Here is a 1,164-nt window from a genome sequence, read left to right as displayed (position 1 = left end):
TGTCTCGAGGATCCGGAACGTATCATAAGCGAGGACCAGATTTGCACAAGATAAGGTAAGCTATGAAAGCGACTTATCGACGAAGAAAATAGTTAGCTATTTTTAGGACGGGTACGACTTTAGCGGAAGGTCATAAAAAAGCGACACTTCGTTATTGAAGTATCGCACCATTACATTGAATAATTCAAAAATTCGAAAATTGAAGCAGAGATTATGGCAGTTGTAAACGGTCAGATCAGAATGCAGCATCCTTAAATCTTGATAGTTTTCATCTCGCTTCTCCTCCATAGGTATTACCTTTCTCTACTTATTTCCATTTAAAACTCTGAACTTAATGTCCAGAAGTCATTTTAATACCTACAGCCCCTGCAATAATACACATAATAAATAGGATTAATCTTAAACTTCTGGGTTCATTAAAGAAGATCATTCCAGCTAAAACACTTCCAACAGAGCCGATACTGGTCCATATTGCATAGGCAGTCCCTACCGGAATGGAAGTTAATGACAAAGAAAGAAAATAAAAGCTTAAACTCCCCAAAAAAAGACAAGCTACAGTGGGAAGCAATTTTTTAAACCCTTTTGCACGTTTCAGGCTTATAACACTGCCAATCTCGGCAAATCCGGCAATAAGAAGAAAAAACCAAGCCATTGAATCATCCCCTAACCTTGAATAAATCATTTCACTTCCTTTAATGTTTAGGTTGTGCTGGATTGATTTTTATTCCAATTATCCCCAATACCATTAAAGCCATAAAAAATACTTTCAGTGGATTAATGGTCTCTCCCAAAAAAATCATCCCAGTTACTACCGTTCCCACCGTTCCCAATCCAGTAAAAATGGAGTAACCAGTTCCTAAGGGAATGGAATGTAAAGCTTTTGAAAGTAAAAAGAAACTAAAGATTATAATAACTACCGTTACTATACTAGGTATAATTTTGGTGAATCCGTGTGAATATTTAAGACCGATCACCCAGACGATTTCCAAAAGTCCTGCCATTATGATATATATCCATGCCATTTTATGGCTCGCTCCTTCGGCATTGACACTTATTTTGGAACCACGAAGTTCTCCATATATCGATAAATCGCATAAGCTACCCCATTCTCATCATTTTTAAGGGTTGTCGTTGTACAAACAGCTTTTATGACATCTTTCGCAT

At 37.0% G+C, this 1,164-nt stretch carries 2 protein-coding genes; both read right to left on the bottom strand.

The genetic code is table 11. From position 1 onward, the window contains the following. Window positions 1-331 precede the first annotated feature (331 nt). Complete coding sequence (locus ACFVSH_RS26890; protein WP_387708885.1) at window positions 332-652, bottom strand: DMT family transporter; 321 nt, start codon at window positions 650-652, stop codon at window positions 332-334. Between the two features lie 40 nt (window positions 653-692). Next, a complete protein-coding gene (locus tag ACFVSH_RS26885) occupies window positions 693-1,022 on the bottom strand; it encodes a DMT family transporter (protein ID WP_387595428.1) in 330 nt (109 codons plus the stop codon). Between the last annotated feature and the right edge of the window lie 142 nt (window positions 1,023-1,164).

The organism is Peribacillus sp. NPDC058002 (assembly GCF_042886655.1).
GTDB classification, from domain to species: domain Bacteria; phylum Bacillota; class Bacilli; order Bacillales; family DSM-1321; genus Peribacillus; species Peribacillus aracenensis.
This window is presented reverse-complemented; position numbering and strand designations above follow the sequence as displayed.